This window comes from Paenibacillus sp. FSL R7-0163, from assembly GCF_037969975.1.
GTDB classification, from domain to species: domain Bacteria; phylum Bacillota; class Bacilli; order Paenibacillales; family Paenibacillaceae; genus Paenibacillus_AQ; species Paenibacillus_AQ odorifer.
In genome coordinates, this window is sequence record NZ_CP150224.1 from 5,146,413 (window position 1) to 5,170,098 (window position 23,686).

A 23,686-nucleotide genomic window follows, 5' to 3' on the forward strand; every position below is an offset into this window, starting at 1 on the left:
CATGCTACATCAGTCCTTTCAGATAGACGAAGCTGAAAATAAAGATCCAGACAACGTCCAAGAAATGCCAGTACAGCGAGAAGATAAAGGATTTATTGGCCGTAGCCGGATTAATACCTTGACGCTTCAACTGGATTAGAATAGCCGCACCCCACAGGAACCCGAACGATACGTGAGCTCCGTGTGTTCCCAGCAGTACAAAGAGACTGGATAGGAAACCACTGGTTTGAAGTGTAGCCCCTTCGTGAACATAAGTGACAAACTCCATGATTTCGATCCCAAGGAAGCCGAGACCCATTAGAAGGGTTAGTCCGAAAAAGACCATCATGGCTTTTTGGTAACCATGCCGCATGGCATGAACCGCAAGACCAATCGTAAACGAACTTGTCAGCAGCAGCAATGTTTCGATCATCACCGGACCAATTTCGAAAAGCTCCGGCCCGCTAGGGCCGCTGGCAAAACGGTCTACCATTACAAAGTAAACAGTGAACAACGTAGCGAACAGTGCAATCTCCGCTCCTAGAAAAACCCAGAAGCCAAAGATTTTATTACTATTCTCTTCTGTTGAGTATTCAAGCGGCTTAGACGCATCTATTTTCATACTGTCTCACCCCGCAATTTCTTTTCAGTAGCAATAACTTCTTCTGCTGGGATGTAGAATCCGTGATCCCGATCAAAGGACATAGCAGCTAGAACAATGAGGATACCTACTCCAGAGAGGATCGCTGGAATCCAAAGACTGAAGACCAGAGAGAACCCTGCGATGAAGAAGATAACACCCAGAATAAATGGTTTTCCTGTGTTGCTAGGCATATGAATCTTAGTAATCTTATCTTCAAAAAGTGGTACTTTATCTTGTTTAGCAGACCAGTATGCATCGCGTGTTTTTACATTTGGAACCACTGCGAAGTTGTAAGCTGGAATCGGGCTTTTCGTTGCCCACTCCAAAGTACGTGCATCCCATGGGTCGCCATCAGTATCTCTTGGTTCGTAACGAGTACTCCAGTAAATGTTATAAACCAGGATTACAAATCCAATCGCGAGACCGATCGCACCTACAAATGAAACCATACTCAGCGGGCCGAATCCAGTGTCCGCAGAATATGTGTATTGTCGACGGGTCATACCCTTAAGTCCGAGAATAAACAGCGGGAAGAACGATACGTTAAAGGAAATAATAATCCACCAGAAGGCATGCTTGCCAAGACGTTCATTCAGACGGAAACCGAATACTTTAGGGAACCAGTAATGGAACCCTGCGATAACGGCGAAGACCGCACCTGGAATAAGAACGTAGTGGAAATGGGCAACCAGGAACATCGTATTATGGTACTGGTAATCGGCACTGGCCATAGCCAGCATGACACCTGTTACCCCACCAATCGTAAAGATCGGAATAAAGGCCAGGGTGTATAGCATAGGTGTCGTAAAGGTTATTCGCCCTTTTCGTAAGGTGAATAGCCAGTTAAATATTTTCACACCTGTTGGTACGGCAATGGCCATGGTTGTAATCGAGAAGAAGCTGTTAACCATAGCACCTTGACCCATTGTATAGAAATGGTGAGCCCATACTAAGAAGGACAAGAGAGAAATGATCAACATACTGAATACCATGGATGTATATCCATACAGGTTCTTTTTAGAGAAGGTGGCGATAATTTCACTATAAATACCGAATGCCGGTAAGACAACGATATATACTTCAGGGTGACCCCATACCCAGAAAAGGTTGGCCCATAACATATCCATACCGCCATTGGCCATCGTAAAGAATTGAGAGCCGAACAGCCGGTCGAACATCATCAACGCAAGTGCTACCGTAAGCACAGGGAATGCGAATACGATAATTACGTTGGTGATCAATACGGACCAAGTAAACATCGGCATTTTCATCAACTTCATGCCTGGTGCACGCATTTTCAGAATCGTTACAATAAAGTTAACGCCTGTGATGAGCGTACCAATACCTGAAATTTGTAGTGCGAGCGAGTAATAGTTATTACCCACCGTTGGACTGAACTCTAGACTTGCTAGCGGGAAATATGCGGACCAACCAGCATCTGGCGATCCCCCGATAACAAACGAAATGTTAAGCAGCATAGCTCCAAAGAAGAAGAGCCAGAAGCTGACAGCGTTCAGACGCGGGAAGGCAACGTCTCTAGCGCCGATTTGCAGCGGAACGATAACATTCATCAGACCGATAATAAACGGCATGGCCATAAAAAGGATCATAATCAAGCCGTGTGTTGTAAATACCTCGTTATAATGCTGTGCGTCAAGAAATTTCATGTCCGGGGCTGCTGTTTGCAGCTTCATCATAATAGCGTCAACGCCGCCGCGGAAAAGCATAAGCAATGCTGCGAGGATATACATAATCCCAATACGTTTGTGGTCAACAGTAGTCAACCATTCGCGCCATAAATATCCCCATTTTTTAAAATAGGTCAGGCCGACAATAATCCCGATCGTAGCCAGAACAATACTTGCCATAGCTCCGTATATCAAGGGTTCGCCGTGGACCTTAAATTTATCCCAATCCATTAGGAATCGCTCCTTTCAAGTTGTTCAATTAACATTGACTAGTGTCCGTCATGTGTTGTGCTCTCTTCTAATGGAGAACTAGGTGTCGGCTCATCCAGTTCTGGATTAGGCTCGGTGTTGAATTCCGTCTCACTGGATGGTGCTGGAGTCGGGTGAATTTCTTTATTATCCTGATGCTCCATACTTCCGTTATCCGTATCCATTTCAGTGCCACCATTACTCATATGGTCACCATGGCTTCCCGGAGGCGGGCTAAAGGATAAGTGAGTATTCGTATACGTTTTACGTCCGACATGTTCCATTTCCAAAAGACCTTTAAATTCATCTTCCGTCAGTGGACCCGCCGTTTCTTTAACGTCTTTCACCCATTCCTGATAATCCTTATCTGTCATCGCAAGTGTTTCAAACTCCATGTGGGCAAAGCCCTTACCATTAAAGTTCGCATTTCTTCCGACATAAGAACCTACAGTATCAGCTGAAAGATGCAGGGTTGTGATCATGTCGCTCATCGCGTATTTTTGTCCTCCCAATTGTGGGATCCAAAGACTTGAGATCGTACCGAAAGAATACAATCTGAACTCTACAGCGCGGTGAACTGGAATGTTAACGTAGTTTACTGTTTCGATCCCTTCTTCTGGATAGCTGAAATGCCATTTCCAGTTAGAGGAGGAAGCATAGATTACAAGCGGTTTCTGATCTTTATAATCCGCTGCAACATTTTCTACATCTACTGTTGTTTTGACGGTGACTACGGAGAGGAATGCCACGATAATAATCGGAATGGTAATCCAGATAGCCTCCAGCCATTTGTTTCCTTCCTCGTGAGGAGGAATATAATCTTCGTTGCTTTTTTTGGCACGGTATTTCAGAAGCACGAAGACATATAAGATGTAGACAACTGCCAGAACACCGAGCATCATAACAATGGAGAGAATGATCGTGTCAGATAAAGTTCTTGCAGCCGGCCCCTTCGGATTCAGAACAGCGATTGAACTGCATCCTGGCAAGAGTAAAATTAGGCTGAGAAATAAAGCGTATAACGGTCCCTTTTTGTTCATGCTTAAGCTCCTTCCTTCAATACTTCTTTTATTAACCCTCAACATTAACCTTTATATATAGTAAGAATTTATGGGGAAGAAAGCAAAAGACTTATTTTTCCATTTAATCTAAAAAAGACCTTAATAATGGCGAACAAGTTAAATATGTGTGATCAATTTGTTACAAGTTTCTAATAGTATGATAAAGATCACTGTAACGGCGCTGTTTATGGGTTGAAAAATTCCGTTCAAACTTTGTTCAATAGTTTACTAAAGTTGCTAATTTGGACACATCTATTTTGCGCAAAACGGGGTTATTTTAACCATTTTTGTTGATGCGTCAGTATTTAGCCGGAGTTACGTGCTTTTTATGATTGTGGTTGAAATCACAGTTAACTACTAAAAGGTAACAAATTATTCTGCTGGGGGTTACAATCTCTCAAATTTCATTCTATCAATGTATGATAAGGTAATAGACAAATATACATAGATAGGAGATTTTTGACGATGTCTTTAAAGAAAGTATGGCTATTATTAATCGTATTATTCATAGGTTCTGGATCAATACGAGCGATAGATTCAGTGAATGCAGCAGGTGCAGGCTCCCTTAGGTTAGGTGTGAACGATAAGTTAACAACTATTGAAGCAGTTTCGGTAAAAGATACCTATTACGTTCCTCTACGTGATCTGTCACAGGAACTTAAGTTAACGCTAACTGGAGTGAGTGATGGGATAAAAGTTACAGGTCAGAACAGATCAATCAAACTGCTGAATGATCATGCAACAGCTACTCTAAGCGATGGAAAGACCATATCCATGAATACATTTTTGAAAAACGGAAAAACCATGGTTCCACTGAAATTGACTTCTTATCTTGGTTTCGGAATTTCCTTTAAAGCAGATCAAAATTTATTGCGTGTAAAAGATGGCTCAGCTACATTAGATGATGCAACATTTGTGAGTAAATTTAAAAAGGAAATGAAGCCAACCGCAACTCCTGGAACTTCTACGCCAACTGTTGGGAAGCAAGGTAAGACCGTATACCTCACCTTTGATGATGGACCAACGGCCACTACTTCTACATTGCTTGATATTTTGGCAAAATATGATGCGAAGGCAACTTTTTTCATGATCGGACCGAATATGAACCAGCATACTGCGCAAGTGAAACGGATTGCGAATGAAGGACATGGTCTCGCATTGCATGGAATGACGCACCGGAAAGAGAAGTTTTATGCTTCACCTGCCGCTGCACTGGGTGAGATGGATAACGATAACGCCATTTTGAAAAAGATTACAGGTCAAAGCACCACACTGATTCGTCCTCCTTATGGAAGCAAACCTTATTTCACAAAGACCTTTAGAGATAAAGTGTTGGCTCAAGGTTATCATCTGTGGGATTGGAACGTGGACTCTGAGGATTGGAAATACAAGGATGCTAGTACGACGATCTATAATTCGGTTATGAATCAGGTTCATAAGCTGCAGAAATCGCAGACCAATCCAGTTATTCTGATGCATGATCAAAAGGCTACACTTAAAGTGCTTCCTCGTATTTTAGAGTCATTGAAAAAAGAAGGATATACATTCCACGTCATTAGCTCAGATCTGAAACCTCTAAATTTCTGGAAGGATACACGCTGAGTTTTTATTAAAAATCAAGAGGGGATCCCAACAGCTGTGAACTAGCTGTTGGGATCCCCTCTTTTTTCAAGTCTTGAACTAAACACTAATTTTTGTTTAATCCAACCACATTCATGCTCCCGAGTTTTTCTATCGGACCCAGATGACCTTAATTGCTGGATTTGCCACTGTTTCGGGTGCTATCGGACCCCATAGCCGCTATTGGTGCGAAAAACACTAGTTTCCAGCGTTTTCCACAACAATAGCTGCGCTGGTGTCCGAAACTTCGCTACAAAGGCGATAAATGGGCAAATAGCGGCGGCTGTGTCCGATACTCCGCTTCCAAGCCGCAAACCAGTGGGGATGAGTATAAGCCCACGTTATCGGACCCAGATGACCTTAATTGCTGGATTTAGCTATATTTCGGACGCTATCGGACCTCATAGCCGCTATTGATGCGAAATAAACCAGTTTCCAGCGTTTTCCACACCAATAGCTGCACTGGAGTCCGAAACTTCGCTCCAATGGTGATAAATGGGCAAATAGCGGCGGCTGTGTCCGATAGCCTGTGGGGGTAAGCATAAGCCCACATTATCGGACCCAGATGACATTAAACTGGGGAATATCAAGTAGATAGTGTGTTTAAAAAACTAGAGAACAGCCGGGGACACTAGGGTTACGGGGTACAGGGTACAGGCTACAGGGTACGGGGTACGGGGTACGGGGTACGGGGTACGGGGTACGGGGTACGGGGTACGGGGTACGGGGTACGGGGTACGGGGTACGGTTTACAGGTTATGGGGTACGAGTATACCGATCATCGCCGAAGTTTTTATTGTTTCCATCCCTCTGTCTTGCCTGCCAATAGTGTCGCTGGAGGTCACATAGCATATGTTTGCCCGCAACCTACTGAAACAAGCTTACATCTATCCGCTCCTGAGCTGCTGAGACCAACTTACATCTCTCCCACCTTGACCAACTGAGATCAGCTGGCTCGCGCTTGCTCCCAATCTGCTAAAACCACAAACAGCAGAGCAGCGATCTCCGTTACTGGAGAACCGCTGCTCTGCTGTTTTTTTAACATTATTATGAAGCTCTATAGTTTGAAGCTGGACAATATTTTTTGCAGATCTTCTGCCAGCACCGCTAAATACTGAGCTGAAGCCGACATTTCCTCCATTGCGGATAGTTGCTCCTGACTCGCTGCACTTGTGTCCTGAACACCCTCCGCCCCTTTACTAGATATAACGTTGACCTGTTCCATAGCTGCTGCCACACCTTGTGATTCCATGGCTACATGAGCAACCGCTTCTCTAATTTCGGCTGTCTGTAAGGTAGCTTCTTTAATGGAAGTCTGAATCTCATGAAAAGCTTGAGATACCAGATGACTTTGAACTACGCCATTGGTGACTAGCTCAGTACCCAAAGCCATGGATTCTACTGCGCTTTCGGTTTGCTTTTGGATATGTGTAATAATATCTGTAACCCGCAAAGAACTATTTCTAGTTGCTTCCGCCAGATTACGAATTTCTCCAGCAACTACAGCAAATCCCCGTCCATGCTCACCGGCCCGTGCTGCTTCTATAGAAGCGTTGAGCGCAAGCAGATTCGTCTGTGTAGCAATACCGTTAATCGTTGTAATAATTGTATTAATCTCTTGTGACAATGTCCCCAGATTAGAAACAATCTCCTGACTCTGAGTTACACTGAGGTCAATTTCCTTCATCTGCACAATGATTTGGTCTACAGCCTCTACTCCACGATCCGATGAACCGGAAACTACGCCCATTAGATCCGACATTTCATAGCTGCTGCCCTCTACGGCTGCAATATCATTGGTCATTGCTTTTATGGAACGTGTTGTATTGTTAATGCTCTCTGTCTGTTCATCAAAACCCGCGGCAATCTCTCCAGAAGATACAGCGATCATTTGTGAAGCCAATGAGGTCTGCTCAGCGCTTGCACTCATCTCTTCCGATGAAGCTGACAGCAGCTCCGCACTCTCTGCAATCCCTTGCATCATCTTCCGCAAGCCCTGCAGCATATTGTTAAATGAACTGTTAATTTGGCCGATCTCATCCTTGGCAGTGTACGTTGCTATTACGGTCAAATCTCCATTTTCTGCCCGCTTCATTATTCCTTGCAGTTCTTTAAGGGGTTTTGTTATCAGTCGAATGATTGCAATACTAATCACGATACAAATCACACAGGCGAACGTAATCATTATGGTATTGTTTACCCGCATGCTTTTAGCGGTTGCCATGGAATCTGAATTGTGTTCATCAGCATCTTTAAGCAACGAATCACTAATTCCTTTAAGTAGGTTGATCATTTTTTCACGGGAATCGTTAAACTCGCCTGAAAATACTCGATAGGCCTCTTGATTATGATTACTATCAGCAATCTTTATAATGTTATCCCGCTGTGCACGATAATCTGGCAAAAAGGACTCATACTCTTTGATTTTACTTACAATAGCAGGATCATTATACTGAATCGCTTTCACCTTGTTCATAAGTTCATTATTATCCTGAACCTTCACTTGAATACTCTCAGAAAGTTCTTTGTTTTTGCTGGCATTTACGCTAATCAAACGCTCCAAAAGATAGGATTCAATAGCCCGATTATTCGTACGCATCTGCCCTACGTAAGAAACAGGCAATAAATTTTCATTATATGTCTCATTTGTTTTTTCGGCCATTCGGGTCATCGTGATGATGCCTATGCCACCTACAACATTCACCATGATTACAGCGAATACCAAAAGCAACCCTATTTTGTATTTCACTTTCAAATTTTTCATCTACACTCCGCCTTCACATTATCTTATGATCTATCTATTTTTATCGGTCGGAAGGGCTAAGAGTTTGATGATTTTTTAAATATTGTGTCGAATAAAAGTATATATTGTCATAAAACGACTTTTCTCCAAATATAAAAAGGGCGGGCACCCGATCCGTTAGTTACTCCGAATCCATGTACCCGCCTAATCAATCCTCTTCCTTATTCTCCAGAGGTATAGTACCAATATAAAGTATCACCGTTCTGCAAAATATAGCTGTCTGCACTTATGCTTGGATCAGCATCCCGGTTCGTTTTATACTTCCATCCGCTGCTTGGGCCTCCGTCAAATTCAGCCAACCCGTCAATAGACTTCACGTAGATGCTTCCAGCGTTGCCGGATGATACTACCTTAGTGCCTAATTGACTGACTAGTAAGCTATAAGCCGTTTCGCCCTCTTTTAGAGCTACTGTTGTACTGGCTAGGATGGTTCCCTTCCGGCTATCTCCAATTACTGAAAGGGTAGCGGTAGCTTTAGCTGGAGCAATAACAGACGATCCAACAGTCAGAGACTGAGTATAACGCGCTACGCTCGGTACGCTGTCTTTAACATAACCGGTAACAGTCATTGTATAGCTATTTGCCGGGAGACCCCCCTCAATAACAGCTACACCTTGTTCATTCGTGATTACCTTCTTATCACCAATCGAAACCTGCACACCTGCAGCTGGTGAGGTAACCGGATCAGAAGTGAAGCTGTCCTGATTCCACACCCACTTTTTCTGGGAAACCTTTACGGTAAAAACTTCATCAGCTTTTGGCTGCGTTGGGGAAAGCGCCACAGAATCTACAACCTGTGTATTTTCTCCTGCATAATAGACAAGCACACGATCGGATTCCTGTAGTTCGAACACATCCATACCCACACTTGGATATATCCACTCTCCGCCGCGTGATACCACGAAGCTCCACCATCCGTCGTAAGTACCTTGCGAAACTCCATGGATACCTGATACAAAGTTGCCATAAGACGATTTGGTGATATCTACTTTAAAATCATCGGTAGACCCTAGTTGTTGCAACGCTTCAAGGGCATTGGAGGCTTTCAAAGTCCCTTCACTAATCAACCCTTCCGGGCCTTCAACGGTTAGCGAAGCTGTTACATTCTTAGAAATCACTTTTAGAGCTTTTGTATATTTAGCAATCGTTGGGGCTTTGCCTTCACGGTAGCCAGTTACAGTCAGTTTATAGTCACCTGCGGGCACATTTCCTGAGAATACGGCCTCACCTTTAGCATTCGTCGTTACCGTGTGAACTCCAATTTGGACCTGAACACCCGCAGCTTTTGCAGTTACAGGAGAGGAAGTGTTCGTAGCAGCGTCCCATTTCCACGTCTTACTAGTTACAGTGACGGTAAAAGAATCGCCCTCTTTAAGATTTGCTTTGGAAAGCGTAACGGAATCCACAAGCTTAGTGTCATCTCCGGCATAATAAACCAGTACCTGATCTGAATCTTTAAGTACAAAATCACTCATACCTACATCGGGATTAATCCATTTTCCGTCACGCGATACAACATACATCCATCCGTCATAACCACCAAAGCTTCCAGCAACAATATTTCCGATGCCAGTCACATAATTGCCCGAAGGATTCGTGATCGGCAAGTTCGTTTGAAGCGCCAGCTTCTCTAACGCTCCAAGTGCGTTGCCAGCATAGGCGTACCCTTGTGCCAACGTGGCCTGTGGCCCCTCAATCGTTACAGGGGCGTAGATTAGTGAGCTCTGAATGGAGGACTTGGAAAAATCGTATAGCTTATTGTTGCTTCCTTTATACAGCAAATTATAGGCAACCAGCGCCTGAAGCCCTTGCTCTGTCGCCAGAACATTACTGCTTCCACCACGGCTATGGGTGAAGCTACCATCAGCTAGACGATAGCTGAGCAGGTTCTCCATTAGATCCACTTTGTTTTTGGTGTATTCTAATCCACTAGGATCAACTCCAAAGGATGTGAGTCCAAGGATTGCTTGTGCACTACTTTCAGCACTGTCACCGTAACCCCCATGGCTATCTTGAGCTGCGGATAACCAGGCTACGGCTTGTAGCCCTGCTAAGTAGGCTTCGGGATTATTTTTATGTGCCGCCAGAGCCGTCAAGGTTATCGCTGTCATATCAGGCTCACTTGTGCCTGAGGTTAGTGCAAAGCCCCCATCTGGATTTTGTTTGGAGAGAATCTCCGTAAGGAGCTTATCCGCCGTCCATTTCGCGTCACTTGGGATATTATATTTACCAGAATCCAGCGCAAGTAAAGCATATACCGGATTATTAAGCGTCTGTTCACTGAGCTTGCTGTTATTATAAATTTTCTCAATCAGATTATAGCCAGGAGTTGATCCATTACCAGCAAAGCTAGTAGGATCTGCACCAATCGCTCTCACTGCGAGCACGATTCGAGCATAATCGGTGACATTGGCAAAATTCCCAGCTGCCTCTTTTACTTTTTTCTCAAGCTCTGAATGGTAACTAGCTGGCAGCTTGTACCCTGCTTGCGCTAAGCCAATGGCTTGCCAATCTGATTGTACGCCACCTTTCAAGAGATATTCTGCAGCCGCATAAGTCGCATCCGCAACATTAATCCACTCCGCAGCAGTTGCCTCCAGACCGGCGCCAGCGCTCGCTTCTGCAAATATTTGTCCTGCCGGAGCAAGAGATGTTCCTAGAATTGAAATGACCATGAATAAGGCCAGCCCAAGTGCTACAAACTTGGAAGACATGATTTTCTTCATTGTTTAACCTCTTTCTGTATAAGAATGGGTACTGCTGGGAATAAGACGCATAACATAAAGACCGCCCCTTTGGAGGGCGGTCAGGGAAGATTACAAATCGAGGCTGCGGCGCTTGCTTCCTGCCGATAGTCCATCTGTATATGTTCCACATTCTTACCCCACGAAGAATAGAAACGCTCACAAAAAAGGCAGGTCTCCTGGCTAATGCTTCATCGCTGTTCTTCACCTTCCCACCCTACCTTCAGGGCAGTGGCTTATAGAAGAAAAACTCCGCACATACAGTGGCGGGACCGCGCCGGACTCATGCACCGGACTTCCCTTTTAAGCAGACGACTAGATTGATAGAGTCTGCACCTTTTCCAGTATGTAGTATCTTATTTTGACATCCATAATCATATCTATTAATACATAGCATGTCTATAGAAAAGCTTAGTATGGGCAGCAAAAAAATGAACAGCAATACACCACCTGCCGGTAGGTGTTGCTGTTCAGAAAGCTTGTTATTCGGCTGTTCCTTCCGGACTTGCAGTTGGGGAAGGTTCAGCACTTGAATCAGAAGCTGGTGGAATATTAGGGTCGGGATCTACGATCAATGTAAATCTTCCGGCTTTAATCATACTTTTCTCTAGAATTGTCGCTCCAGGCTCCAATGTAACCTCAACCTGATAGGAAGGTTGTTCCCCTTCAGTCACAGCTGTTGCGGAAGGCAACCCAGTGCTGTCCTCAGTATCAGAGGAAGGCGTAGGAGACGGAGAAGCATCAGCTACAGCGTTAGTAGCGTCTGCACCTTCTGCTGTTCCTCCAGTAGTGCCAGCGGCATCTGACTCGTCGTCAGCGGCGTTTCCCTCATCCGTCCCATCCGTTGACGGCACTGGACAAGTCCCATTCGTAGCAGCGACCTTAAAGCTTTTATCTATCTCTGTAGACGAAGACATTAAACTAATCTCAGTCGGTTGAAACTGCACACAGTCATCTGCACTTGCGAAGGTGAACACCAATATGCTGCTCCCCTTATCTCCTTCGACGCTCTGATCCTTCAAGTATACTGAAGCCGGAGGCAGCACATTGCCTGCACTCTGAACAGGGGTCGGCTCAGGGCTTGTCCCCGGCAGAGCCGTCTTCGTATCATCCGGACGCAACATACTGAATACGATAATTGCAATAATCACCAGAATACCCGTAATGGAGCCGGAGATTAAGAGTCGAAATCGGCTGCGGCTGATCCAGCGCGCCAGCGGGGAAGCCAGTTGGGAGCGGGCTTCATTGTACACATTTTGCAGAGCAGGCCGAGCTGCCGCGACATAGTTCTTTCGGAATTCCCGATTCTTGAACGCTTCACGATCACTGCTCAGGAAATACTTCAGAATCGCCTTACGGTAACCCGGTTGCAGCTTTTTATTCGAAACCGTAAATAAAGGATTGCCTTGCGACCAAGCAAAAAACCGATAGATGATTTCTTTGTCGGAACCGGCTTTACGCTTTAACAGCTCCAGAAGCGCATCGTAATCCAGCGGACCCCCTTCACGCTGAGTTGTATAGTAGAAGGCTAGCGGAAGCCGTTCAAAGGGTTCCAGAACACGCGCCTCTTTTAGCAAACGACGACCCAGTAGCTGCACATCGTCTAGTTCCTGCGGAGACAATCCTGCAAAAATCTCCTCATTCGGCTTTTCTTCACCAAACCAGCGGTAAGCTGCACGCAGCGCATTCTCTTTCTGCTTGCTAATCCTATCCAGTGGCGGCTGCCAATCGACAACATTACCATAACGTAAAAAAACTACCTCCAGAAGCTCCTCCTGCGTCATATCGGAAAGCGATAAGCGATTCAGTAAGAATCTATCTGCTGAAGCAGCAAGATCCTGCATTAGGGAGAGTGCCTTAGGAGCAACTCCTGTTCCTTTGCGGCGATCTTTTTCTGCCTTATCTACAATTTCATGAATTTCCGCTACAGAAGCCACCGGATCATGTTCCAGCTGGAGCTTTTCAAGCAAATAATCCTTCACAGCATTTTGAGCAAAAGACTGCTCTAACGCCACTGGCAGGAACCGCCCCCAATGGAGTACAAAGCTCAGTATATCCGCAGATCTGGACGCCGCAGCTAGTCTTGATTCCATATAAGGCTCAAGTAGCTGCTTACGGAAATATGTTTCAGACATCACGCGCTGGAAGTAGGCTGCACTTAACTCATCATTACTCTCAATGATCCCGTAAGCGGCACTCAAGATATCCTTGCGGCCCGCTTCCACACTATGAAGCATCCCATTGATGAAATAATCCACGATTCTGACCCTGTAATTGTGATCCTTAAGTACAAAATACTCCTTAAAACATTCCATAATCGCCGGATCTGGCACATTCCTTTGCCGAATCAGATCAAATTCCCGGTCGAACCGTTCTAAGAAAATATCGTTCAAGCGGATTCTAGAATGAATTGCACCGTCTGGTTTAAGGTAAGAGAGCAAACCACTTAGCACCGCACTCTTATTCTCCGTATATAAATGCTCGTTCCCTTGCTCAATCTCATAAAATATAGCCAGCTCATTATAGAAAGCAAGGGATAGCTTATGCTCAGGACTCTCTCCACGCAGAATCTGATCGGCGAAGCTTACAAAGTCGTTAATATCTCCTGGATTCAGCAGTAACAGCTTCCACACCAAATCAGCATAAGGCTGGCGGGACTCACCAAAATCGACATTTCCCATCCGTCTGGAAGCCAAATCGAAGGTATAATCCTTCTCAATACTGCGATCACCGGGACGCAGCGAACCTTTTTCCACAAAGCTAAGATGTATATATTTACGGCTTTTCGGTTCATTCGCATACGTAATCACGCCTAATCTACGGCGGAATTCATACGGCAGCACGCTATACAGAATTTCTGTAAGCTCCACCGCCCGCGCGGACAACTCCGTGATAGGTACGTTTAGAGCCACGTAGATTTTTTTCTTACCTGCTACAGAGAGCATCACAGCTTGCAATAACGCCTTGAATATCCCTTCATCAATCCCTAACAAGCGTAAGCCTGCGATTGGGTCAGGGCTGCGGTCTGTGCGAACAACTGGAATAGAGGGCAGCTCCGGCAAAGTTCCACCAAGCTCTCCAGTATAACTCTCTGCAAAATCAGCATGCAGCCAGTCCCCATAGCTCTGGACAATTTCTTCGGAACGTGAAGCAGGAACTACATAGTTATGTGCAAAAAAGGCGCTTCGTTGGCCTGTGAAATCGGCCGCTTGATAACGACTAAGCCCAATAACTGTATCCCCGTTCTCGGCATGAAATAGGTGCAGCGCACCAGGATATGCAGCCTCATCCTTCTCCCCACGCGCGGTCAACTCCGCAGGAGCATCGTAGAGGCAGAAGGGATGAAGGATTTTTTTCACAAAATTATTGTCTAGACTATCTGATTTCGCTACCGTATCGTAGCCTTCTGTGGAACGAAACACTCCGCGACGTTCGCGGGTATACATCTGTTGGGCGATTGTTGACCCTGAGAAACCATTCACGGGCCGTCGCTCCCCTCAATATACTTCAGCTTATGCAGCAGCCAAATAAAAGGCTCGTCTACACGAATCGGGCTTACTACACCCTCAATCTTTTGATTCACAGGATTGCTGCCCAACGCAGATACTGCAAAATAACCCGTATTCGCGAAATAAACATCCATCGTATCTTTAAAGGGTCTGTCCACCTTACCAATAAATCTGCGAATTTCCCCGTCGATGTTATGGAACTCGTCCATGTTTAATGTTTTGCGATGAACATAGTTATTGAACACATTGCTGTTGGACTTGATATAATCGCCATCCTCATCCTTCAGCGAATGCAGCATATCACTTTTTGCAAGTACAACCGCTGTTGGAATGTCTGTCTTACTCTTTTCCTGATAGGCAATAAAATCACCAAACATCGTCAGCACCACATCGCGCGGCTCGTCATATTGTGAGACCCATTCTCCGGGGCGGTCACCGATGTTAATATGAATTTTTCCACGGATAGAACGGATTTGCAGCGGATCGACCATAAACAGAATACCCGCAGAGTTCTTGATATGCTGACCATGAAGTCCAAGATAATCCTGATCCACCATCCCCTCACCTGCTACATCAAAGAATACAAGTGTCAGTGGCGGTTTATTTTCATCCTTAAAGACAAATTGAAAGATAAAAGGCTCCTGCATTTTTTCCTTCTGTGTAGAAGCCAGCAGATCCCCGCGCTCAAAAAGCGGTTCTTCATACAATGTACGGAACTTACGGCTAATCTCTGCATTAAGCGGCATACAAGCGGCATCAAAATGACCTGCTGTAGTATGCTGCAACGTGTGGATCAACGAGGTCATATACACCGATTTCCCGACTTGGGATGCCCCGATAATCGAGATGATGTTACTTGGCACCTTCCCGGCAGTCACCGGCAGCTCATTATGGCAGGCCGGGCAAAGCCGTCTGCGCGTAAGCACACCGTAACGATCCGTAAGCCCAGTTAACACATGATCCGTGTAATGATGATATTCTTCCGGAATATCCGCCGGGTTGATAATCGCTTCTATGTCATCTACCGTATCGAGCCCGAAGCGCTCACGGTATTTGTTCAAGGCGTCATCCTCACCCAATGCGTAATTTTCATCGTCCTCCCGGCTGTGCATAGCCCGAAAGACGACATCCTCCGGAGAGAATTTGGTGAAGCAATACGGACACACTATATCGTAAAAAAGCGGCCGCGGCTCCGGCTGATTCTTTTTCATAAAACGGCTAAAAAAAGACATCTACTCATCCTCCCAAAAGTTGTATCTACGTACTTGCTATGAACGCACTGCTCATTACCCGCTTGTACACGTAGACCGAGTCTCACTCCGGTACCAATTCGTAATAAAGCCCATATTTCTTGCCATCGGTGAAAAAGATGCGTACAAAATCATCCTTACCGATTTCAATCGGCGGAAGTACATTGCGTCCAGGAGCGAAATCCTGTACGAAGGGAAAGAGAATACCATCCTCTTTCCCTGCCGGATGCCCTCCACGTTTCTTGACATAACAGAGGACATCCCGTGCCACGGGCACTTCTGCCGTAATCGCCATATGTACGGTCTTTTGTTTTCCGAATAAGGCTTTTTTTTGTTGAATGGAATAATAGATTCGGGCTTTGCCTGCACTGACCATCACCCGGTTCACACCATCACTTTGCCTCACCAGTACAGTCTCACCGTTCTCAGCAAGACGAGCAAATATGGTATAGGATATCAGGCCGATATCATCCAATCGATCACGATAACCATTGTTAGATTTGTATTCCTCACGAGTGTAGAGCTTCATCCCTACTGGCGGATCATCTCCGGTTCCCATGTCAGCCGCTTCTGCGGAGGTTTTGTGGATGTACACCGCCTGCACGCCGTCCGGCCAGCGCCATCTCAGCGTACAGAATCGGTCATCCACTTGGGATGTCACATCCGTTATTCCCGGAGCGGAAGCATTAACCTCGGCGTACCTCATTAATGTAAACCCCTTTCCGCTACACTAGAATCCTTTGCTGTTCCGGTTTCTGCGCCGACCCGGAAAGTTATCCGATGCTGGTGCAGGCGCTGCGTTATTGTTTCTTCTATTTCGATAAATACGTCCTTCACCTACCGGAATGACGCCTGTAAATAATGCAATAATAGCAGCTAATATTAGAACAGCCAGAAGACGAATAAGACTATCTGTAAAGGAGTCACCGCTAAGTCCAAATTCCAGAATCAGTCCTGCGAACAAGCCAGATATTACGCCGCCAATCCCAAAGCTTTTAGCCAAATGACGGTTATCAAACATAATTCCCAGACCTAATCCAAGCGCAGCCCCCATCAACATCAATGATAATATACGAACCGCAGCATAATAAGGACTGTCTGCCGTTGAATCACTGCGCTCAGTTAGCAGCGTCCGATCTCCCAGACGGTCATAGATCTGCTGGAACACATCGCCCAGAAGGGCTGAATCCTTGACATCATAATAGTGTCCGCCTGTCACTCCCGCAATATCCTGCAACAGCTGATTGCCTGCTGGATCATTCAAGCCCAGACCAATGGTATTCACGGCAATACCGCGCTCTACATAAGCCTGCAACTCTCTTGTGGTATCGAAATTACTCACTCCGTCAGACAACAAGATGACCATAGCTCCTTGGTCTTTTTTGCCGTCACTATCAATTTCCTTGAGTGCCTCCGAGACCGCACCGCTAATATTCGTGCCGCCTTCGGTTGGCTGCAGATTATCGATTGCAGTCAGCACCTTCTCACGATTCTCCGAATTTGAAAGTGGCGTTAAAGGCTGGACAACTACAGCTTCGTTGTTAAAGGTCACCACGGCCACCTTATTGTCAGTGTCCATTTTTGTAATTAACGCTTTTGCTGCTGAATACCGGCTATTATCGGGATCACTCTGCGTCATACTGCCTGAGTCATCGATAGCCATCACCACATTCTTAACCGGTCTGGCACCGCCAAAATTCAGTTCATAAACGAACTCCGTTAAGGCTCCAACTCCAAGTGCAAGGACAATCATCAGAGGCAGCAGTTTCCACGATAACCCCAGGTAGCGTTGTTTCCATGAAGCTCCGTTCAGTCGTGGCGAGATCATCTCTGCAAGCAGGCAGCCTACACCGACACCCAGCGCCACAATGGCAAAATAAATACCCACAAGCAGGATGGAAGGCAGATCGTTATACCAGCTTAGCAGCCATTCGCCAAAAAGAAAGGCGACCCCGCCGCCGATCAGACTGAAGAAGAGCAGCAGCAGATTGATTTTTCTCTGCATCGTTATACTTCCTTTCCGGGAAAACCTGAATTGTACTATTATCCTTTAAACATTCCGGGGGTTATGCTGCCTGATAAACGGGCTACCCGGATGTGTTATCATCCCCCAGATTGCACTTTGTGCAATAGAATGGAGTAGGAGGAACAACTATTTCTATTCTATTGCACAGTGTGCATTGGAAATAAGGAGAAATGTCCCTATCCCAGAAATCTACTTAAATCTACTGTATCAATATTGCACAAAGGCAATAAAGGGACTCAAAGTGAGGGTACCCATCTATTACGCCATCAGCGCATCTCAGGAAGCTGATCTTCACTCAGCCCATGGAGCTGATAGCCATTCTGAGCATAAGTCTCATAATAGACCTTACCGTTGCGATAATAGAGCAGGTCTTCTAAATGAAAGCCGCCCATCAGGTTGAGCTTCTCCACTCCGCTCCTCCGCTGCTCATGCACGAATCCTAACCGGTAAATCCGAGTTGTCTCATCCACTCCAAATGCGTAGCGTAGGAATTCTGATGAACTGTCTCCGAAGAAATATTTCTCCTCATGACGATGCTCTTGCGTATATTCGAATAGCCGAACATTAATGGCCGCGCCCTCTTCCAAATTATGATACAAGCGCTTGAACAGCTCTTCCCTCGATAGAACCTGACGATTCTCATAGGCAGCCGCAACATTTGCACGCCGCAGAAGCTCTTCCTCAAAAGATAAATTGAAAGGTTCTGCTGTCAGCAGCTCCCGGCGGCAAATATCAATCAAACGCTCAATCACAGCTTCTTTCCCTTGTTCTAAGAGCTTGGAGATACTGCCCATGTACTTCTCACTGAAGAATATTCCAGGTCCACGCCGGGTTTCGATATCCTTCATCACTTCTTCTGTGACTACGCGGTAGTATTCCATTACGTTCTGGCCCGTTGTTTCGTTTGTTCGCCCAATGCTGTCCATAACAGTAATACGCAATTCTTCCTCCAAAGTCTCCATAGCTTTCACACGAGCCATACTTTCCATATGAAGCTGCTCAAGTGCAGATTCCAAACGACTGCATAGGGCAAGCTCACTTTCTAGGCCCAATAGTTCATATTTTTTGCCATATACGGCTGAGAATAAGTAATGAATGAAGTTACGTACTGTTCTTTTGTCAAAAAGCGGCACACGCTGGAACGGCTGGCGCTCCACGCTTTCTGCATAAAGATCCTCAAGCTCCTCCTGCATGGAGAGAATCGCGGAACGCAAGCCTGCCATATGCTGACGTAAAAGATGGAGCACACTTCCGGCTTCATCACGATCTGCCGTCCACTCCGCAAGCTGATAAAAGGTTACCGCAGGCGTAGATGTTTCCTGTGCCGCCAGCATAGTGCGCCATTGGCGTAATGGATTCATTCCCTCTACTCTCCGGTTTGACTCTGCCACAAAGTTATTGCGGAAATAAGCTTCGCCCCCTTCACCGAACAACTGCCGTTCAGCTTCACGAAGTGACAGCTGCTTCAGTTCATTATAGGAAGGGCGTCCGTGACTCATTAAACCCGTCATTTCATTCAGGCCGTCTTTCTCCGGAAGTAGCTGTACCGCGTGTTCCCGCAAGCTGTCAGGGTCCAGCCCTAACAACGCCTGCCGTTCACGTATAGTCCACGAACTGCCCTCACTCATATCGGAGACAAGCCGCCGGAACGCATGATACAGCACTGCCAAAGCAATTTGAACATTAGGTCTTCTTACCCCGGAAAAGCCAGCAGAGGCGTAGCCTTGTCTTCCAGTGCTGCCTCTGATGCCGCTTTTGAAGGTCATATTGTTATATCCGCCATGACCAGTAGCCTGATCAGAAGCCGGGCGGACCCGATTTTTGAGCAGACTAATATGAGAAATAATCTCGTAGTTGTCATCCATACCGTGTGCAGACATCATACCGCGCTCATTTTTATCGGAGAGCAGATACACAAGGTCAAATAATGCGGAAGGACCATGGCCAACTGGAATCGACAGACCGTCTTCCGTCACAAGTAACGGCGCATTAAACTTATAGTCCGTAGCCTGCATTCTGTCCAATTCACGCAGAAAAGCCAGCCCTACTGAGCTGGAATATCCAAAATTATCCCCTTGCTCCCGCTCATTGATCAGAGCGTAGAGATCTGTCTGTACGGACTTGAAGGACTGGCCGAGTACAGCACGAGCCAGCAGTGTAATTTCCGGCAGCAATACATTAAGCGGATCATCAACCCGCGTAATGATAGAGAGATGGATGACGTCAAAAGATGAATATAGACGTCCATAATCCGCTATACTGTTGCTCAGCCGCCGGATAACTTTATTCATTTCAGCAAGATAACGTGTATCCTCATGAAACTTGCGGTAAAGTTCATGACGCACAGTGCGTGGATCTGACCCTGCCGTTTCCGGCAAGGCCATGGCCAGCACCCGGTCTTTCCCTCCCGCAACAGATTCACTTTTGCTTCCGTCTGTTCCCTCTTTTGCTGCACCTGACACAGCATGTAATGCCATAACACCGCCGGCGTTATCCCATTTTCGTTCGCAGCTATCCAGCACCGGACCGATGGCCGGAGCAACCTTGTCGCCTACGAACAGAAACAGGGCAGGGTAATGGATGCTGCTGCGTCCATCCCCTTTGCTGCGCTGTGCCTCTTCCTGTACCGCATATTGTTCACCATAAGATAATGCCTGTGTTTTGATCATAGGCCTATTTCAACTTTCTGCGGATACTGCCGAGCTTGCTAGTCATGCTCTTGTAGAATCCGTACATCTCATCGCCGCTCTCATACTCAACCCGTTCGTACTCCAAGCTGTCGCGTGCTTCCAGGAATGATACATACAGTCCTTCCAGCTTATAGAGCAGCGGGGTAACGTCTTCAGCGGCAGTCATTTCACCTGCACGACGTGCTGCCTTACGCAGCAGTACGCTGCGGCTCTTCTCATCCAGCTCCCGGAAGTGCCGATACACGGCATACTCTACGTAGCTGCGCTCTTTCATCAAATTAGCAAACGGCTCCCAAGCGTCCTCTTCTTCATCACGGTCATAAACGTAGAGTGCGCCTTTTTTGATAATGCTGTCCGTATACAAAGCTTCAATGAACTGATCCATCCACTTATCTTCGTCCAGATATTGATGAAGCACACCTTCAAGCTCAGCGGCTTTGGCAGTCAGTTCAGCATATTTGGACAGCTCGACACGAACACGTGAAATCAGCTGCGGTGAACGAATGAGATTCTCCTGCGCCATGTCCTTGTTGATGCTGCCAAAGATATCTTTAATGCCTTCGCGCTCCAAGCCCTTCTCACGCAGACTCTTCAGCTCATCAACCGCCTTCTTCACTTCACCGAGATTCGGGCGTGTGGATTGCAGTTGCATATCGAAACCACTCAAAATGGTGTCCAGATCAAAAGGTTTGGTGAACACAACAGAATATCTGTTACTTGTGTTCTCATCTACACCTTTTTCAATAATGACTCCACTTGCCAGCGCTTTTGCAAAGTCTGCACGCACTCTAGCGTTATAATCACGTACACGAGAATTGACGTAAGTGTCGCCCCATGATTTTTCCGGAATCGGAGAAGGCAGATACGTCCAGTTGTTCTTATCCGTCATCACGAGATGGCGGCCAATCCCTTCCTTGTCGAGAATGGTCCGCTCATAGTTCTCTTCAAACACCCGCAGTGGCGTGTATACGAAAAGTGGCACACCGTTACGTGTGTTAAGCCAGAAAATACGGTTTTTCACTTGGCTTTCCTTGATCGTAAATTGCGATTTGCCAAGCGCATTATTCTGATAATTACGAATCCCTTTTAGGATACCCGGCGCTTTAACAGGCACGGAAACGAAACCCCATGATGGGAAATGTAAGCTGCCCGAGCTATTGCTAAGGTGGAAGGTAGGCACAGCCTCTTCGTCCAATTTACCGGCAATAATCCGCTCAACGAATTTATCCAGCGGCTCTTCATGGCCGAATTTCATCACAAGGAAATCCTCCATCGAACGGGTAATCAGATCCCCAAACTTATCGCTAAGGAATTCCGAAATCGAGCGGACGATATCAATCTCCTGCTCTTTGACCCAACGTCCGGAATGCTTCAGCATTTCACGGGTGAAGTCGCGAATCAGGTCGTCGCCGTCCTTCTGATCCATGATCTTGGAGATGGTTGCCGAAATATCCGGCACGTTCACAATGTTCCAATAATAAGTTTTGTTTCCTTTATAGTCTGCCTGCTCTTCGCCATTGATAAGGATGTCCCCATTCTTGGCAAAAATCGAGCTAAGCGCACTAAGAATCTCTGTAAACACACCGTAAATCCGGCTGTTCTCATCGTTTAAGAGCTCATATAAGTCCTCGTAAAATTGAATCATTTGCTCAGTGCGTTCTACATCGGCATGCAGCCAATACTCATTGATTTTAGCCTCAATATAGGCATTTTTCTTCTTCTCTTTGGATACAAAAGCACTGCGGGCATCGCTCAGCTTCTCATCCGCACTGTCCTGAGCCGTCTCAATATCACGTGGCAAACGCAACAAGCTTTCACGTAAAGCCTCAATATAAGACTGAATCAGCTTCAAAATACAGAAGCCCTTCTCGGTATACAGCAGGCGGGAAACGTAGAATGGCCCTTGCTCTGGGTGCAGGAAGATGCGCTCCAGCTCTTCACTGAAACGTCCCACAATTTCGCCAGGCAACTGCTTTTTCGATTTGATATATTCTTCACGGGCACGAGCCAGGAAGTTCTGCTCCAGCTCTGTATCCATGCTTACCACTTGATTCTTAACAACATTGGCATGGCTCAAGCGTTCGCTGTTCTCGTAGCCTGGCAACGGCTCAGGCACACGGGATTCAAACGTCTTGATCATACTGTCGAGATCAATCCCCAGCTTACGTGCGAATTTCTCTACATCCTCTTGACCAGGGGCCTGCTGGAACATTTTTTCCATTTTATCAAACAAGCGGAAAGCCAGGTAAGTCGTCATTTCCTCAATCGGAAGCACAGCAGACGAGGCACCGATAATGTTGTATTCATAGTTAGCTGGGTAGGTCTTGTTCATCTGCGCAATGTTGGTGCGGATATTACTGATATAGTCATGGATGGCGAATTCTTCACCAGACTGTTTTTCTTCACTCGCCATAAAGTTCGTGATGTTCTCCGCCGTTACGTTCATACAGTAATCGTACGCATTCTCCAGCAGCTTACCCTCGGTATTCGTTGCAGAGATCAAATGACATAGATTAAATGGAGGCAGCGGTGAATTTACCGTCAAAATATTACCGTATTGCTGCTGGAATCGCTCACCACGACTGTCCACATTCATCCAGTAATCCAGCTCTTTTAGCGCTGCATAACCGTTCTTGCGAATATATTCACGCGTGTGCTCACTTAGACTTTTATTAGACAGGTTCACGTCAGGTGTAAAGAGATAACCCAGTGTGTTCACACGGTCAATACCGGCTGATCCATAGTCACGTTCAATAATACCGCGTACGATATAGGCAATATCCAAGAAAGCCCCACTGCCTGTACCGCCCGACAGACCTGTCAGCAGAAAGACCATCAGCTTTTTGTTAGTGCCTACGGATAACGTCTTGATCTTCTTATCAATCGCACCTACAACCTGATTAATCTTGGTGAACAAAAGCAGACGTCCAGCCTGCCGCACGCCAGCGGCACCATTCATACCATCTGTAATACTTAACTCAGGTGACAGCCAATCTGTAATATAAGAATCGAGAATACTACGGTTCTGTAGCAGTCCGCCGATTTCAGCATTCGCCAACAGTACAAATTCATTTTGCGGGTCCAGCCCAATGCCTTTGTATTTTTTTCCGCGATCCTGTTCATTCGTCTCAAAAGCTAGAAATTCCACATTATCCGGCTTGTCCCGTTTCTTCTTGGATATCGGATCCTCCGGCAGCTTAAAGCGGCGGTTAATCTGATATTTAAGACGCAGCAGGGCATCAATGCCCGTGCCGCCTAGTCCAATGATCAGGATCGGATTATCAATCGTATCCACCCTGATTTTATCGCTGACAATCCCGCCGCCTAGTGATACATCCAACTGCTGTATATGCTCTCTTACTACTGGTTTCATATGCTTATCCTCCTAAAAGTTTTGCGGAAGCTGTACTTCAGATATCTTGCA

12 protein-coding genes and 1 riboswitch are annotated in these 23,686 nt (G+C 46.1%); of the genes, 1 reads left to right on the top strand and 11 read right to left on the bottom strand.

The genetic code is table 11. The features are described 5' to 3' along the window. Positions 1 to 4 precede the first annotated feature (4 nt). Genes qoxC through qoxA form a run of 3 tightly spaced genes read right to left on the bottom strand, consistent with a single transcriptional unit; the run spans position 5 to position 3,599 of the window. Positions 5 to 601 carry a cytochrome aa3 quinol oxidase subunit III gene (gene qoxC / locus NST45_RS22715; protein ID WP_036680826.1) on the bottom strand — a complete coding sequence of 199 codons (597 nt, stop codon included), beginning with the start codon at positions 599 to 601 and terminating at the stop codon, positions 5 to 7. Further along, positions 598 to 2,541: a cytochrome aa3 quinol oxidase subunit I gene (gene qoxB, locus NST45_RS22720; protein WP_036680823.1), complete on the bottom strand. Its 1,944-nt coding sequence runs from the start codon at positions 2,539 to 2,541 to the stop codon at positions 598 to 600. Before qoxB ends, qoxC begins: the two co-directional genes overlap by 4 nt. Before the next feature lie 38 nt (positions 2,542 to 2,579). Next, on the bottom strand, positions 2,580 to 3,599 hold the full coding sequence (qoxA, locus tag NST45_RS22725; RefSeq protein WP_036680822.1) for a cytochrome aa3 quinol oxidase subunit II: 1,020 nt from the start codon (positions 3,597 to 3,599) through the stop codon (positions 2,580 to 2,582). 486 nt (positions 3,600 to 4,085) lie between these two features. Here qoxA and NST45_RS22730 point away from each other — a divergent pair, with 486 nt between their 5' ends. Then, complete coding sequence (locus tag NST45_RS22730) at positions 4,086 to 5,222, top strand: polysaccharide deacetylase (RefSeq protein ID WP_038568873.1); 1,137 nt, start codon at positions 4,086 to 4,088, stop codon at positions 5,220 to 5,222. Between the two features lie 1,075 nt (positions 5,223 to 6,297). On the opposite strand, the gene NST45_RS22735 is transcribed toward NST45_RS22730, so the two are convergent. The 8 genes from NST45_RS22735 to NST45_RS22770 all read right to left on the bottom strand — a co-directional run bounded on the left by NST45_RS22735 (position 6,298) and on the right by NST45_RS22770 (position 23,635). Beyond that, positions 6,298 to 8,004: a methyl-accepting chemotaxis protein gene (locus NST45_RS22735; RefSeq protein ID WP_339823896.1), complete on the bottom strand. Its 1,707-nt coding sequence runs from the start codon at positions 8,002 to 8,004 to the stop codon at positions 6,298 to 6,300. A gap of 200 nt (positions 8,005 to 8,204) precedes the next feature. Next, complete coding sequence (locus tag NST45_RS22740) at positions 8,205 to 10,769, bottom strand: DUF4430 domain-containing protein (protein WP_339823898.1); 2,565 nt, start codon at positions 10,767 to 10,769, stop codon at positions 8,205 to 8,207. A gap of 169 nt (positions 10,770 to 10,938) precedes the next feature. Next, a riboswitch (cobalamin riboswitch) is annotated at positions 10,939 to 11,142 on the bottom strand. Between the two features lie 127 nt (positions 11,143 to 11,269). Continuing rightward, positions 11,270 to 14,269 (bottom strand): glycosyltransferase, encoded by a 3,000-nt coding sequence (locus NST45_RS22745; protein ID WP_339823900.1) that lies wholly within the window; start codon positions 14,267 to 14,269, stop codon positions 11,270 to 11,272. Next, positions 14,266 to 15,528, bottom strand: coding sequence for a hypothetical protein (locus NST45_RS22750; RefSeq protein WP_036680815.1), 1,263 nt, complete (start codon positions 15,526 to 15,528; stop codon positions 14,266 to 14,268). The genes NST45_RS22745 and NST45_RS22750 overlap by 4 nt, the downstream gene beginning before the upstream one ends. 82 nt (positions 15,529 to 15,610) lie before the next feature. After that, positions 15,611 to 16,252 (bottom strand): hypothetical protein, encoded by a 642-nt coding sequence (locus tag NST45_RS22755; protein WP_036680814.1) that lies wholly within the window; start codon positions 16,250 to 16,252, stop codon positions 15,611 to 15,613. A gap of 24 nt (positions 16,253 to 16,276) precedes the next feature. Next, complete coding sequence (locus tag NST45_RS22760) at positions 16,277 to 17,551, bottom strand: VWA domain-containing protein (RefSeq protein ID WP_339823902.1); 1,275 nt, start codon at positions 17,549 to 17,551, stop codon at positions 16,277 to 16,279. Between the two features lie 287 nt (positions 17,552 to 17,838). Continuing rightward, positions 17,839 to 20,241, bottom strand: coding sequence for a transcription initiation factor TFIID (locus NST45_RS22765; RefSeq protein ID WP_051491149.1), 2,403 nt, complete (start codon positions 20,239 to 20,241; stop codon positions 17,839 to 17,841). Between the two features lie 4 nt (positions 20,242 to 20,245). Continuing rightward, positions 20,246 to 23,635, bottom strand: a complete 3,390-nt coding sequence (locus tag NST45_RS22770; RefSeq protein WP_036680810.1) for a tubulin-like doman-containing protein — start codon at positions 23,633 to 23,635, stop codon at positions 20,246 to 20,248. Between the last annotated feature and the right edge of the window lie 51 nt (positions 23,636 to 23,686).

Excerpts from the sequence above, each read along its gene's own strand:
- qoxC (WP_036680826.1), bottom strand. The coding sequence starts at position 601 with ATGAAAATAGATGCGTCTAAGCCGCTTGAATACTCAACAGAAGAGAAT.
- qoxB (WP_036680823.1), bottom strand. The coding sequence starts at position 2,541 with ATGGATTGGGATAAATTTAAGGTCCACGGCGAACCCTTGATATACGGA.
- qoxA (WP_036680822.1), bottom strand. The coding sequence starts at position 3,599 with ATGAACAAAAAGGGACCGTTATACGCTTTATTTCTCAGCCTAATTTTA.
- NST45_RS22730 (WP_038568873.1), top strand. The coding sequence starts at position 4,086 with ATGTCTTTAAAGAAAGTATGGCTATTATTAATCGTATTATTCATAGGT.
- NST45_RS22735 (WP_339823896.1), bottom strand. The coding sequence starts at position 8,004 with ATGAAAAATTTGAAAGTGAAATACAAAATAGGGTTGCTTTTGGTATTC.
- NST45_RS22740 (WP_339823898.1), bottom strand. The coding sequence starts at position 10,769 with ATGAAGAAAATCATGTCTTCCAAGTTTGTAGCACTTGGGCTGGCCTTA.
- NST45_RS22750 (WP_036680815.1), bottom strand. The coding sequence starts at position 15,528 with ATGTCTTTTTTTAGCCGTTTTATGAAAAAGAATCAGCCGGAGCCGCGG.
- NST45_RS22755 (WP_036680814.1), bottom strand. The coding sequence starts at position 16,252 with ATGAGGTACGCCGAGGTTAATGCTTCCGCTCCGGGAATAACGGATGTG.
- NST45_RS22760 (WP_339823902.1), bottom strand. The coding sequence starts at position 17,551 with ATGCAGAGAAAAATCAATCTGCTGCTGCTCTTCTTCAGTCTGATCGGC.
- NST45_RS22765 (WP_051491149.1), bottom strand. The coding sequence starts at position 20,241 with ATGATCAAAACACAGGCATTATCTTATGGTGAACAATATGCGGTACAG.
- NST45_RS22770 (WP_036680810.1), bottom strand. The coding sequence starts at position 23,635 with ATGAAACCAGTAGTAAGAGAGCATATACAGCAGTTGGATGTATCACTA.